Source organism: Bacteroidota bacterium (assembly GCA_016711505.1).
Classification (GTDB): Bacteria; Bacteroidota; Bacteroidia; order AKYH767-A; family 2013-40CM-41-45; genus JADKIH01.
This window is the reverse complement of sequence record JADJSV010000014.1, coordinates 1-13,710: the sequence shown is the minus strand read 5'-3', so window position 1 is coordinate 13,710 and position 13,710 is coordinate 1. Positions and strand designations below refer to the sequence as shown.

Here is a 13,710-nt window from a genome sequence, read left to right as displayed (position 1 = left end):
GATTGATTCGTCTGATGTGCAAACCGGATTTCTGGGGAACTGGCAACGATCATTGAAAAAGTATCGGCAATACGATTGATTTGTGATTCTGCATGGGAGGAGATACGATAGCGTACACAGCTTCGGCATTAAGTTATAGGCGTTGGAATTTTGTCAAGTCCTGGTTATACTTACCGGCTCGCAATTACCGTGGAGCGTGATTCGTACAGATGCAAAAAGAAATCTCATTACAGCAATAGAAATAGCTGCATCAAAAAAACTAGTTCCTGAAGTTTGCATTTATTTTAACAGTCAGTTGTTCAGGGGCAACAGAGCGGAGAAATTTACATCAAGTAAGTTTGATGCTTTTCAGTCTTTGAATTTTCCTGTGTTGGCGGAAGCGGGGAGTTGGGAAATGGTTTTTGATGAACGAATAGATCTTACCAAAACCCAAAAAGAAATTCAAATAAACCGTGGATTCAATGAACATGTTTTAGTGTTGAAACTTTTCCCGGGTTTATCGCCAAGTAATTGATGCATTGTCTGGAAACATAAAAAATTTGCGTGGAATTGTTCTGGAAACATTTTGGCAGCGGTAATCGCCATCGACAAAAAGTTTCTTGACAGTGTTGAGCGATTAATTAAAGTGGAAATGTTTTGAATATTTCTCGGTGCGGTGGAATGGTCAATCAGACCAAGAATGAAACAGGAATAGGATTGAAAAATATTGGAGTTGTATCCGGTGGCGATATGACAAACGGAGGGCGGCTATTACGAAGATGATGTTTCTTCTTTGCCCGTTATCCGAAATTGAAAGACATTAAAAAACAGCTGACAAATAATTTGGCAGGCGAACTGTCTCGGTAAAATCGTTTGCAGGTTATCAGGTTTACAGGTTTGCAGGTTCGCAACCTGCAAACCTGTAAACTTAGAACATTTAATTTAATAAAGTCATGGACACACTTAACAGTACAAACCGAAAAAAAATGGAAACAGTAATCATCATTCTGATCGTAGGAGTATGTGCGGGGATTTTCAGTGGCTTTATTGGAATTGGGGGCGGACTGATCGTTGTTCCGGGTGTCTGGTTTATTTTTTAGGGATGACACAACATGCAGCACAGGGAACGCTAGATTGGCGATGATGCTTCCACCGATTGGATTTATGGCGGTGTATAATTATCTAAAACGGGAGCGGTTGATTTCAAAGTTGCGGGAATACTTTGTCTGAGTTTTGTGGATCGGTAGTTTTTCGAAGTGAGATTGCAATTTCCCTTTCACCGGAACAATTGAAACGGACATTTGGAGTGATCATTATTTTGTTGGGGTGAAGATGGTTTTTTGAAATAGGGGCAGTTAATTTCAAAGAGACGTCATTAAAATATTGTTAATCATAATTGAATAATATATGAAAAAAATATTTCAACTCATCAGTCGGACGCCTCAGATTACTTGGTTTCCTGAAGGGACTTCGCTTTTGCTTCTTGTACTTATTGCTGTTCCGATGAAATACTGGATGGTTGACCATAGTCTGGTAAATCAATCGGTCCGGTACATGGAGCGTTGTTTTTGGTTATTTGTCTTTAACGCTCTACAGGTTGGTGTTGAACAGAAATGGAAATTCATGGGAACAACGATGAAGGTTTTGATTGCCTGTATAGTTCCGTTTGGAACTTTATATTGATAAAAAATCTGAAGGCGATTCATGTGAATGAGTTACATTAATATTTTTGTATTGAAGCACTAAAATTATTAATTATAATTGTGAAAAATTTTGGCTTTAAGATTGATACGACCGAAAAACTTATGTTGAAAAAATCTTTCTGCTGAATTAAGGAGATAGAAAGAAGTGCGCGAAATTCAAGAGTTTCCGAACTTAACAAGTATGAAAAAGCGTTAATATATAAATATTCCGATGATGGTTTTGACCAAGTTAATACAGAGTTGAGAAAGAAAAAGGCAAGAACGAAACCCAATTTGGTTTATTATTGGCTCAAGCATTAGAGAAACTACCAAATTATGAAGGTCTAGTTTATCGTGGTGTTTTCTTAACAGAAAGTGAATTGCACAAAAGTATAAAAGCCTTGAAAACAATAGGAAATTATTGAGTACCCGTTTATTTCTACAAGTAAATGCGTTCAATTGCAATACAATTTAGCGGAAATGTAATGTTCAGAATAGTGTCAAAAACGGGCAAGGAAATCGAAGAAATTAGCAAATATGGCATTGATTCGCAAAATGAATTCGAAATTTTATTTCTTCCCAATACAAGATTTAATATCTTAGCAGTAACAAAGGAGAACGATTATACGTTGGTAACAATGGAGGAAATTTAAAATGGCAATAAAAGAAGCACAACAGAAAATGCAATTAAACCGGCAGAATTTGACAGAGTGTCTAAGATTATTTATAATTTTTTAGCCTAGATCGGAATATTACGGACGTGTCAGATATTTTAAAGAGAGAAAAGTTTCTTATATTTTTCTCTGATTTTTTCAATCAATTGATTAATAATCAAATTTTGGACTCTAAAGTAAATTGAGTTCATTGATTTTATTGACAAATTGAATTTGCAAAAGGAGAGATTGAATTGGAAAAAGGTAAATTAAATTTGCCTGATATTCAAGCAGCAGGAAAGAGAATTCAAAAGAAAGCTCAGTCAGGTTTAAAACCAAGCGATAGATTTTAAATGTTATTTTGATGGACATTAAGTTAAAAACAAGCCGCACACTCTCCATGCGGCTTGAATCAAACCTCCTGAAAAAACTATTTTGAATCAGGGAAGACAAGTAATTTTAAAGCAACAAGTGCTACAATTACAATTCCAACCCACAAGAATACCATTCCGAATCCGGATTTTTTTCACCATCATTCAGATGGTCGATATTATTTTCCATAAATATTTATTTTTGAAATAAGTGAAATAGCTAAATTCATTACAAGCGAACTTTGCAACGGATAAAGCAGATTTATTAATAAAGGGAAAAGGGAAAAATCTCAGATAAGAAGCACCCGCAGAAAAACATGTAGATCCGTTGAAGGTTTTACATCAGCATCCGGTGTGATAAGAAATTGAAAACTAATTTGCCTGTTGATTTTATTCTGTGTTGTGACAGATGAATTACATGAACCAATATTAACAGTCCGTACAGGATTAAAAGTGGAATGGACAATTCCCGTTCCCGGTTGAATAATTCCTTCTTCGAATACAGAAAGAAAATTGGAAACTATTCCCGCAGTCGTTGAAAAGTCGTCGGTGTTTTTAACTATAGCATCTTTTTGCAATGAATTTACAGACGTAGTTTTTCCGTTTGCGAAAAGCAATCCGGAAAACAGCAAGAAAAAAATTAAGAATGACTTTTTCATTGATAGTGCGAAGATACGGATAAATGCCCGGTAAAAAAACTCAACACTAAGATCACTAAAAGTCAGCACAAGGGCACAAGTGAAGCCTGAATAATTTGTACCGATAGCTATCGAAAAAGCGTCAACTTAATTATATTAATATCTATTGAAATTAATAGAGATGTCGCCTACTTCATTGCAGTCAGCTTTGCACAGTGTCATTAAGTTAAACTCAAGAATTCATAATATGGATATGTATTAAGAAGTGGCAGGCCCGTTAGGGCCGTACTTTCGGTAATACTAGAATGCACGAGACAGTCAAGCACCCATGTAAAAGCAGTAAGTCGTGTTCCATCTAAAATAATGTAGTACAAATTAATTAATAAATTGTCTACCCAAATACGATAAGATATGGCAACACAACCTACTGTTCTTCCAAAGCTATACATTGGCATGGACATTCACAAAAAAAGTTGGTCTGTACATCTTCGGACAGATATATCAGATCACAAAACAATTACAATTCCTTCCAGCAATGACGTTCTTTATCATTACGTTCAAACTAATTTTCCGGAGCATGAAGTGTCATTGGTTTATGAAGCGGGCTGCTGCGGTTTTACGGCTTCCCGGTATTTTTTAAATCTGGGATGGAATGTTTTGGTCGTCAATCCGGCTGATGTGCCTAGAACTGACAAACAAAGTCACCAGAAAACCGATGTGCTCGATTGTCGGAACTTAGCAAAGCAACTTCAGTCCGGTCATTTGCGAGGAATCTATATTCCGGATCAAAACAAGATTATTTGAAAAGTTTAGTACGGCAACGAGCAGAAACTACTCGGCAACTCCGCAAGATAAAATGTAGCATCAAAGCGTTATTACTTTATCATGGAATTGAAATACCAAAAGAGTTCGACAATCCAAATTGGTCCAAAGCATTTATAGAATGGATTGAAAATATTCCATGGCAGGAACCGGTAGGAAAATTATGTATGGAGAGTAAGATTCGATTATTGAAAGTAATTTATCAGGAATATTTAGAATTGGCCAATCAACTACGATCCTATTGCAGAAAAAATCACAAGAAGGATTATTATTTATTAAAAAGTATTCCTGGGGTTGGGGGATATTTATCATCGGTTGTTCTTGCTGAAGTAGGAGATCTGAGGCGATTCAATAAAAAGAAACACAATTTGCATCTTTCGTAGGGTTGGTTCCAAATATTCGAAATTCCGGGATGACTGAGAATGTTTTTGGAGTAACTCCAAGATGCAGAGATCTTCTGAGGAGTTATATCATAGAAAGTGCTTGGGTAGCCCTGCGTTTGGATCCTGAAATGCAAACCTATTATCGAAAACACCAAGGCAAGAATCCAAAGAGTATCATCATAAAAATTGCAAGAAAATTACTAAACAGAATGTTGTCAGTAATAAAAAAGGAAACACCTTATCAAAAAAACTATTCAAAAGAAATAAAAGCAGACTACAAAACACCGCAGGTAATTCCTCCAAAAAAGGAAGTTACAAAGGCAAGCCTGTAGCTGCTTTTAAAAACTAAATCATCATGAAGCTCAAAACAAAATAAGAATAGACTACAAAACGGGGCTGGTGATCAGAACAACTGTACTGAGTCACACCGCTAAGCAGGTAGCTATTTTATAATCATTCAAACCATACGGGTGCTGGTAGCCGGCCGGATATAAAAATAGTCGGACTACACATAGGAGACTGAGCGAAATGATTGTAATAAGAATGGTGCATTGAAATGTGTAAAACTTTCGATCGCGCAATCCTGCGCCTAGTTTTTCACATTTCAACACACCTAATAATAAATTATGATTTAATTAAATAAAAATATAATTTTGTTTTGGAACTAGATGACTGCTTTACATAGGAGCCCCTTTAGGGGCGCACTCTTTAAACACAAAGCATGTGTCCATTAATTCAACCGCATAAAGTTCCGGCATCTAGTGATTCAGCCTATGTCTGATGTACAATTGTTTTTTTCCGATGCCGAAAAAAGTTGTGTGTTTAAAGAGTACGCCCCTAAAGGGGCGCTCTTGGAGTCCACGAGTTACCAGGATTATGGCCCTAACGGGCCTAATCATCTATAAATTAATAGCGAATACATCATTCGCATTAATCAAATAACATTAAGCTTTTGCTGTCGGCAATAGAGGCTAATTTGCAAAAAAACCTTTTATTAATAATCTCATGTCAACAGAATGAAATACTATTCAATTATTTTTATTTTAAGTTGATGCCTAGACGATAGCAATCCGGATTGTGTTTGAAAACACCCCGAAAAACGTTTAATTTTTGATTTTTGAATTTAATTCCCCCTTTCCCACAATTTTCAAAAAAACACCTCATTTCACGAAATCCGGGAAGCGATAAATCCCGTATTTATTTCAGGTGTATTAATATCATGCGTAAATCAATTGCAATTATTCTTTTAGTGAGTCAGATGTTGATCGTCGTTGGTGGTGTATTGCCGACGATGATCAACTATTTTGTTCAGAAGCAATCCGAAATTGCAATGAATAGCAAACTCAATAATTTACCGCCACGCACGAATATACTTTTTGCACTAAACGACATTGCCCGTCAGCATGAAAAAAACAAGCAATCAAAACCACTCCCGGAATCATTGGTCACCTCCAATGTTGTTTTTGCCTGTATTGACGAAGGTTCTGCGATGATCAAAATTTTCTTGTCAGCTAAAATTGTTTTTAATCACTTTAAAACGCTGGATACGTTGGAAGGATTTCTTGGACTTTTAATTCCGCCACCTAAATTCTAATTAAATAGCTGGTTTTTCGATTGGCGAAAATTGTTTAATGTTTAAAGTTGCGGGATACTTGTTGTTGAACGGTGTTCAATAATTAACGTAGTATCAGATTCATTTGGTTAAAAAGTGAATTCTTCTCACGGCTTCTTACAGCTATAGATAAACATTTTCAGAAACAATTTTCAGTTTTAGTAACTCAAGCCATTGCCGGTAGCAAGGCTATGAGAGTTTTAGCTGAACCAAAACTTATCAATTATTTTAAAAAGTATAATCCCCGAATTTAATAAGATCCCCATGAAAAATTGTACATAATTTTGTTCATTATCCTTAACACAATCATGAATGGTTCAGCTCAGGAATTGACAGGTCAATTGAAAGACTCAATATCTGAAGAGCCAATTGCCGATGTTCTGATAAAAATTGACGATACAGAAATTCATACTCATACAGATGCAAAGGGCAGGTTTGATATTCAAAATCTGAATGAAGCTACGTATGATGTAACGTTTTCAAAATTCGGCTATGAATCATTTACCAGAACAGTGACTATCATTAAAGACCAATCGACAATCATTGATACAAGAATGATTATCAAATCGATTAGTTTGCCTACTGTTTCCGTCGCAGCTGAACGTCCGGTGAGTGCGGCTTCTTCGAAACATTTATCGGCGATAGATTTTGAAAACAGACCGAAGAATTCGGCTCAGGACATGTTGAGACTTGTCCCTGGATTATTCATCGCACAACATGCAGGTGGTGGAAAGGCTGAACAGATCTTCATCCGTGGATTCGACTGTGATCACGGAACGGATGTGGCTTCATATGTAGATGGCATTCCGGTGAACATGGTTAGTCATGGACACGGACAAGGTTATATGGATCTGCATTTTCTGATTCCTGAAACAGTAGGGGAGATGGACGTTTTCAAAGGACCCTATTCACCGCAGTATGGAAATTTTGCCACGGGCGCAGCGGTTAGTTTTTCTACTAAAGACACCTTAGAAAATAATCTGATCAAACTTGAACAAACATTTATTCCGGAGATTGGAAATGTTTCAGTGCCAAGAGTTCTTGCTATGTTCAAAGCACCTTTTAATTCGGAAAACGTAAAAACTTATTTAGCAGCAGATGTTCTGAATAACCGCGGTTACTTTGATGCTCCGCAGGATTTCACCAGAGTGAATCTTTTTTCGAAAACAATTTTTCAACTGAATGATCATTCAAGTCTGAAACTATCATTATCAACTTTCAGTTCTTCGTGGAATGCTTCGGGACAAATTCCGGATCGCGAAGTTTTGGCCGGACGACTTTCCCGTTTCGGAAGCATCGATGATTCTGAAGGTGGTAATACTTCGCGGACAAATTTCAATCTGTCATACGTTCAAAGAACATCTAATGGTGAATTTGAAACCCAGATGTATTCATTTAAATATCGCTTTCGTTTATTTTCCAACTTTACATTCTATCTCGAAGACCCGATCAATGGAGACGAAATCGAACAAGATGATAACAGAAGTGTTCAGGGATTAAATACACGGTATTCATTTTTTCATAAGCTTGGAAAGATGAATAACAAACTTACCATTGGTCTTGATTATTTTGTTTTCGATGTAGCGGATCAATTGCCTACGGATTCTTTGCATACAAATTATTCAGGAACAAATTATCAGTCGGGCATTAACCCGAAGTGGAATTTTATTTTTACCCCGAATGACAAACTTCAGATCTTCATCAATTCCGGTCGAGGCTTTCATAGTAATGATGCAAGGTCGGTTGTGCAGGATAAATTGAATCATACTTTGCCGGTGGCAGATGCAGCGGAGATTGGTACCGTTATGACCTTATCAAAGCGTCTGGTGTTAAGCGCTGCTTTCTGGTGGATGGATATGTCGAACGAACTTGTGTATGTCGGAGATGATGGCACAACAGAATCGAAAGGTCCATCCAGGAGATCAGGTATTGACATCAGTGCACGATATCAGCTGTCAAAAAACTTGCTGGCAGATGCAGATCTGAACATCAGTCGCGGGCGGTTTATTGAAAAACAATTTGGCAAAGAGTTAAGCCAGGATTTTTACATTCCGCTTGCACCAACACTGACATCAAGTGGTGGATTAACTTACACAGGAAAATTTTTCGAATCATCAGTTCGCTATCGTCATATCTTTGACCGCCTGCGAATGAAGATAACAGCATCATTGCAAAAGGTTATACATTATTGGATCTGTCATGTGCCTATAAATATAAAAAAGCAAAATTCAGTTTGTCTGTAGAAAATTTATTGAATGCTGAATGGAATGAAGCACAGTTTGCAACAGAGAGTCGTTTGAAAAATGAAACAGAGAGTGTGGAGGAGTTGCATTATACGCCGGGAGCGCCATTGTGTTTGAAGTTTGGGGTTATAGATTTACTTAGGATAAGACCTTACTGAACTCGTATGTTTAAAAATAAACACCAAGGGTTCAAGAAAACTGTCTCAAGAACACATATTGAAACTTGTGCCTTTTGTGCCAAAAACTTAGTGAGCCTAGTGTTTAAAAAATCAATGAATGAACTTTTAATTGTAAAAAAGGGGAAGTACTACTACAAACTAAGTACTCCCCCCTTACTACAAACTGAGTATTGCCGCGATGTTTGGAGGTCTTGACCTTTGTCGGATAAACACACATCTCATGAAAAAGATATTTTTACTTTGTATGCTTTGCTTATTAAAATTTAATAATGCAAATGCCCAAACGGAGGTTGAACCAAATGGTATATGGAATCAATCACTAGCAATCACTTTAGGGAATACTGCTGACGGTTCTGCCGGTCTCGGTCATGAAGAAGATTGGTGGCGTGTAAGCATTCCGGAAGATGGGGCTTTGACGGTTAACTGGCAATCGAATGGTTTTCACCTTTATTGTCAGATCTACGACACACTTGGTACGGTTGTTCTTTTCAGCAACTATACGAATGGAAGTTCATCGGGTACAGCTTCAGGTATAGCAAAGGGAACTTATTACATAAGGATGGTTAATTATTATCCTGTGAAATTTCAAATTATACACTTACGCCATCATTTACTCCTGCACCGGTTGCTAATGATGCAGAGCCTAACGGCACATTCGCAACAGCAAATACTTTCCATTGAATTCAACAACAACAGGTCATTGTCATTATTATTTCAATAATGAGAAAGACACTTTGATTGGTATACAATAACAACAACAGTTAGCGGTCAGCTTTCCTGGACAATTTCGAGTCAGAACGGAAATCTTATTTTTGCAGATTTGATCAACGGTGATGGTGTAACATTAATAACGGGGAATTTTACATCAAATACTCTTACACAAACAGCGAATGGTTTGGCTGCAGGTACTTATTATCTACGCTTACATACTTTTTACGATAATCAATTCGTTCCTTATACATTGTCCAACACTTTTACAGCACCTACCTATTCAACCGATCCGGAACCCAATGAAACCGCAGCAACTGCAACATCTTTTCCACTTAACGGTTCAGTGGTAGGCCAGATTGGTTATAGATATAATGGTACACGTGATAATTACGACTGGTGGGCTGTGAATGTGAATGCTGATGGACGATTAAATGTTACACTTACTGTTGATAACGGACAAAATACTTATGCGCAGTTATTTGATGGGGACGCCGTGACTTTACTTGCCGGAAGCTATACAACTACGGTAATGAATTACTCAAAGGATGGTCTTGCACCGGGAACGTACTATATTCTTGTTCAGACATTCTATGTAGATGGTTTCAGTTCATATTCGCTTACGAATAATCTTGTGGTTCCTGTCCAGCCCGTTGATGTCGGTTCAAATAATGTTTTTGCAAATGCAGGGACTCTTCCTTTGAACGGAAGCACTACAGGGCACATAGGATATCGATACAATGGAACTGTTGATACAACAGATTGGCTTAAGGTAACGTTGCCTTCAGACGGCAAACTTGAATGGACATTAGCAGTAGCAAATGGTCAGAATGTGCATGCAATGTTGTATGATGGAAATGGTATATCATTTCTCGCAGGTTCTTATACAACAACAACTAATACTTATTCTAAAAACGGATTGGCGGCAGGAACTTTTTATTTAAAGTTCTACGCGTTTTATGACACGGAGTTTGCTCTTATACGATCAGCAATGTATTTACTCCAAGTCCGCTCACAAACGATAGCGAACCTAACAGTGATGCCGCATCAGCAAATACAATTGTAATTAATTCTACAGTTACTGGACATATCGGTTATTTCATAAATCAAAGTCGTGATACAGCGGATTACCACAAAATAGTTTTGCCTGTTGATGGAAAACTGACATATACAATTACATCTCAGAACGGAGCTAATGTTTATGCAGTACTATATGACAACAACGGCACAACATATCTTGCCGGAAGTTATACGACTTCGTCTGTTTCTTTTTCAAAAAATGATCTTGCAGCGGGTACTTATTATATTGGCATAAAAACTTTTTATGATATAGAATTTACATCTTATACTCTTTCAAATTCATTTGAGCTAATGACATTTCTTGCAGAAGTTCCGAAATAATTCTTCTGCCTTACAGGGAACGCTTTTGCCGGCTAATACAAATACAGGTGGACACATTGCATTTTATTATAATCTGAATACAGACACATACGATTGGTGGAAGATCGGATACGATGGAGCAGGAACAATGGATCTGCATCTCGACCTTGAACAAAATCATTTCAATACAGATTATCCATATATCAATTACAGATTATATTCAGACACAAATGCAGCACCAATTCTATCAGGAACGGCTCATGCTGCAACAAATACATTCAGTTTATCAGGACTTTCTGTTGGAGTTTATTACTTATTGATCGATCCGGGTTCGGAACCTTTGGTGCATACAGATTAAATGCAACATACCAGGAACTGTGCCCAAATACAGTAGATATAACTTCTTCAGCACAGGAAGCAGGTTGCAATGGAACGATCACATACGACATTAGCGGCGGACTAGCTCCTATACAGTTCAGTTGTTATAAAGATGGATTACCATCAGGCTCACCGCAAACAACGAATGGTACAATAACTTTCAGTTCTCTGGGACTGGGAACATATTATGCACGATCTTATTCATTTGGCGCTTCAGGAATTTGTAATAATGTTTCATCTGACATTACTTTTTCATCTCCGTAACCTGACAATTACTCCACAAAGCACGACAAATATTTTGTGTAGGGTGGAAGTGTAACATTAAGTTCATCCGCTGCCGCTTCTTATTTATGGAGCACAGGAGCAACAACACAAAGCATTGTTGTATCATCAGCAGGAAATTATTCTGTAACAACATTCAATGCAGCAGGCTGTGAAAGCATTGTTTCATCTGAAACAACAGTCACAGTGAACCCACTTCCTGCTATTCCAACAATTTCAGCAGGAACATCGACAACATTTTGTCAGGGCGGAAGTGTTACTCTTACATCAACTCCTGCAACATCTTATTTGTGGAGTACCGGATCAACATTGCAATCGATATCAGTGAACTCTTCAGGGACATACTCTGTGATCATTACAAATGCAAATGGATGCACTTCATCATCTGCAGGCACAATAGTTACAGTAAATCCTTTTACCTGCAACACCGGTAATTTCAGCCGGTGGACCAACAACATTCTGCCAGGGTGGAAGTGTTACATTAACCTCAACTTCAGGCACAACATATTTGTGGAATACAGGAGCAACAACACAAGCCATATCAGCAATAGCAAGCGGATCATATACTGTAAGAGTGACAAATGCTAACGGATGTTCTGCAACATCGTCATCAACTACTGTAATAATGAATCCACTTCCGGCAGTTTCGCTGGCACCATTTTCTTCCGTATGTAATACGAACGGAGCATTTGCATTGACCGGAGGATCGCCTGCAGGTGGAAGTTATTCCGGAACAGGAGTAAGCGGCGGAATGTTTGATCCGGGAGTATCAGGAGTGGGAACATTTGAAATTACCTATTCTTATTCAGATGGAAACGGATGTAATAATTTTATATCGCAATCACTTCAGGTAACAAATTGCAGTGGTTGTACTGCATCTATTTCACCTGCAGGACCGACAACATTCTGCGATGGTGGAAGTGTAGTGTTGAATTCATCAGCAGGGGTTTCATATTTATGGAACACAGGTGCAACATCACAAAGCATTACAGCATCAAGCAGCGGAACATATATTGTAGCAGTGACGGATGCAAATAATTGTACAGCGACAGCTTCTGTTGTTGTAACAGAAACAACACCGGTAATTGCATCGTCATCATCATCTGCAATAGTATGTAGCGGAGGTTCGGCAACAGTTACTGTATCTGCTACAGGTGGAACAGCACCATATTCCGGAACAGGAACATTTGCAAGAAGTGCAGGAACTTATTCGTTCACAGTAACAGATGCAAATAATTGTTCAGCGTCAACAACAATAACTATTACTGAACCAACTGCAGTAGTAGCATCATCATCAGCTACACCGATACTTTGTAACGGCGGCACATCAACAGTTACCGTTTCTGCAACTGGCGGAACAGCGCCATATTCAGGAACAGGTACGTTCACACGTGCTGCAGGTACGTGGTCATTCCATTATGACTGATGCACATGGATGTTCAGCATCAACAACAGTTACAATAACAGAACCAACTGCATTGAACGCAAGTGCAGTTGCAAGTGGAACTATTTTGTGTTTCGGTGCAACTACTAATGTGAATGTATCCGCCACAGGTGGAACAGCACCTTATTCAGGAACAGGAACATTCAATCAAGGTGCAGGAACAATTTCCTATTCGGTAACAGATGCAAATGGATGTACATCTTCTTCATCAGTAACACTTACGCAGCCAGCAAAAGTTGAAGGCGTAACATCAAGCACTGCTGCATCTGGTTGTTCAATTGCTGATGGAACAGCATCGGTAGTTGTAAGCGGGGGAACAGGAAGCTATACTTATCTATGGTCGAATGGTCAGACATTATCAACAGCAACAGCACTTGTGGCCGGACCATATTCAGTGACATTCACAGATGCGAATGGATGTACAGGTTCAGCGACTGTTACAGTTTCCGGATCAGGCGGATCGATTGGAACACCGGGTGCAATCAGTGGAGCACAAGGTGCATGTCGTAATACATCAGGAATTGTTTATTCAGTTTCGGCTGTTCCGGAGCGACAAGTTATACATGGACTCTTCCTACAGAGGTAACGGGGTCTTCAACAACAAATTCAATCACCGTTGCATTTACAAATTCATTCAATGGTGGATTTATTTGTGTTGCTGCAAACAATGCATGTGGAACAAGTATGTCGAGTTGCCAGAATGTACCGTGATCACAACATATCTTTCACAACCTGCAGTGATCACAGGACTTGCGGTTGCAGTGGTCCGGGAGTTTATACTACTCAACAACTTCTGCGAATGCTTTAAGTTACAACTGGGTTGTAACCGGATCAGGCTTGTCAATCACCAGTGGAATCGGAACAAATACAATTCAATTAACAGTAGCAGCGGGATTCACGCAAGGATCTTTGCAAGTAAGAGGTGTGAATTGTAACGGCTCAAGTGCAGTCAGAGG

14 protein-coding genes and 1 pseudogene are annotated in these 13,710 nt (G+C 38.3%); 14 read left to right on the top strand and 1 reads right to left on the bottom strand.

Features of this window, described 5'->3' with window-relative positions:
* Nucleotides 1-142: 142 nt before the first annotated feature.
* From IPL24_12865 to IPL24_12855, 3 genes are all read left to right on the top strand, one after another.
* On the top strand, nucleotides 143-514 hold the full coding sequence (locus IPL24_12865) for an asparaginase (GenBank protein MBK8364512.1): 372 nt from the start codon (nucleotides 143-145) through the stop codon (nucleotides 512-514).
* Nucleotides 515-1,386: 872 nt separating this feature from the next.
* The gene (locus IPL24_12860) at nucleotides 1,387-1,662 is read left to right on the top strand and encodes a DUF3817 domain-containing protein (protein ID MBK8364511.1); all 276 of its coding nucleotides are present in this window, start codon (nucleotides 1,387-1,389) and stop codon (nucleotides 1,660-1,662) included.
* 448 nt (nucleotides 1,663-2,110) lie between these two features.
* Complete coding sequence (locus tag IPL24_12855; GenBank protein MBK8364510.1) at nucleotides 2,111-2,314, top strand: hypothetical protein; 204 nt, start codon at nucleotides 2,111-2,113, stop codon at nucleotides 2,312-2,314.
* A 661-nt stretch (nucleotides 2,315-2,975) separates the two neighbouring features.
* On the opposite strand, the gene IPL24_12850 is transcribed toward IPL24_12855, so the two are convergent.
* The gene (locus IPL24_12850) at nucleotides 2,976-3,344 is read right to left on the bottom strand and encodes a hypothetical protein (GenBank protein MBK8364509.1); all 369 of its coding nucleotides are present in this window, start codon (nucleotides 3,342-3,344) and stop codon (nucleotides 2,976-2,978) included.
* A gap of 501 nt (nucleotides 3,345-3,845) precedes the next feature.
* On the opposite strand from IPL24_12850, the pseudogene IPL24_12845 reads away from it, so the two are divergent.
* From IPL24_12845 to IPL24_12795, 11 genes and pseudogenes are all read left to right on the top strand, one after another.
* Nucleotides 3,846-4,779 (top strand): annotated as a pseudogene (locus tag IPL24_12845) (IS110 family transposase).
* A 968-nt stretch (nucleotides 4,780-5,747) separates the two neighbouring features.
* Nucleotides 5,748-6,122 carry a hypothetical protein gene (locus IPL24_12840; protein ID MBK8364508.1) on the top strand — a complete coding sequence of 125 codons (375 nt, stop codon included), beginning with the start codon at nucleotides 5,748-5,750 and terminating at the stop codon, nucleotides 6,120-6,122.
* A gap of 326 nt (nucleotides 6,123-6,448) precedes the next feature.
* Entirely contained in the window at nucleotides 6,449-8,383 is a 1,935-nt protein-coding gene (locus IPL24_12835; protein ID MBK8364507.1) for a TonB-dependent receptor, read from the top strand.
* 399 nt (nucleotides 8,384-8,782) lie between these two features.
* Nucleotides 8,783-9,283: a hypothetical protein gene (locus IPL24_12830; GenBank protein MBK8364506.1), complete on the top strand. Its 501-nt coding sequence runs from the start codon at nucleotides 8,783-8,785 to the stop codon at nucleotides 9,281-9,283.
* 99 nt (nucleotides 9,284-9,382) lie between these two features.
* Nucleotides 9,383-10,336 carry a pre-peptidase C-terminal domain-containing protein gene (locus IPL24_12825; protein ID MBK8364505.1) on the top strand — a complete coding sequence of 318 codons (954 nt, stop codon included), beginning with the start codon at nucleotides 9,383-9,385 and terminating at the stop codon, nucleotides 10,334-10,336.
* A 77-nt stretch (nucleotides 10,337-10,413) separates the two neighbouring features.
* Entirely contained in the window at nucleotides 10,414-10,671 is a 258-nt protein-coding gene (locus IPL24_12820; GenBank protein ID MBK8364504.1) for a hypothetical protein, read from the top strand.
* Nucleotides 10,652-11,008, top strand: a complete 357-nt coding sequence (locus IPL24_12815; GenBank protein ID MBK8364503.1) for a hypothetical protein — start codon at nucleotides 10,652-10,654, stop codon at nucleotides 11,006-11,008. Before IPL24_12820 ends, IPL24_12815 begins: the two co-directional genes overlap by 20 nt.
* Before the next feature lie 488 nt (nucleotides 11,009-11,496).
* Nucleotides 11,497-11,898, top strand: a complete 402-nt coding sequence (locus IPL24_12810; GenBank protein ID MBK8364502.1) for a hypothetical protein — start codon at nucleotides 11,497-11,499, stop codon at nucleotides 11,896-11,898.
* Nucleotides 11,819-12,736 carry a hypothetical protein gene (locus tag IPL24_12805; GenBank protein ID MBK8364501.1) on the top strand — a complete coding sequence of 306 codons (918 nt, stop codon included), beginning with the start codon at nucleotides 11,819-11,821 and terminating at the stop codon, nucleotides 12,734-12,736. Before IPL24_12810 ends, IPL24_12805 begins: the two co-directional genes overlap by 80 nt.
* Nucleotides 12,702-13,340: a SprB repeat-containing protein gene (locus IPL24_12800; GenBank protein MBK8364500.1), complete on the top strand. Its 639-nt coding sequence runs from the start codon at nucleotides 12,702-12,704 to the stop codon at nucleotides 13,338-13,340. Before IPL24_12805 ends, IPL24_12800 begins: the two co-directional genes overlap by 35 nt.
* Before the next feature lie 164 nt (nucleotides 13,341-13,504).
* The coding region (locus tag IPL24_12795; GenBank protein MBK8364499.1) for a hypothetical protein at nucleotides 13,505-13,710 on the top strand (206 nt) is incomplete at its 3' end.